1 protein-coding gene is annotated in these 214 nt (G+C 61.2%); it reads right to left on the reverse strand.

The window, feature by feature from the left end:
- Positions 1 to 214 (reverse strand): hypothetical protein (locus PY650_RS37075; protein WP_285885096.1); only part of this gene is annotated, 214 nt, incomplete at both ends.

Here is a 214-nt window from a genome sequence, read left to right on the forward strand (position 1 = left end):
GTGCTGTCGTGAGCCGGAAGCCGGTCTTCAGCCCTTCCGACCGAGAGGCCAAGATCGATTTGGCGGGAGAGACCGGTTCCGTCTCCAATGTCCCGTCGCGCGGCAAAAGCTTTGGTGTAATCGAGCGTCGTTTCCTTCGCACCCGATCGGCCCATGCTGGCGCTCAGCGCCTTCACGTCTTTCAATTCGTCGCGCCCGACATAGAGCTTTGCGC

The organism is Martinezella calliandrae, from assembly GCF_030272695.1.
GTDB lineage: Bacteria > Pseudomonadota > Alphaproteobacteria > Rhizobiales > Rhizobiaceae > Rhizobium > Rhizobium calliandrae.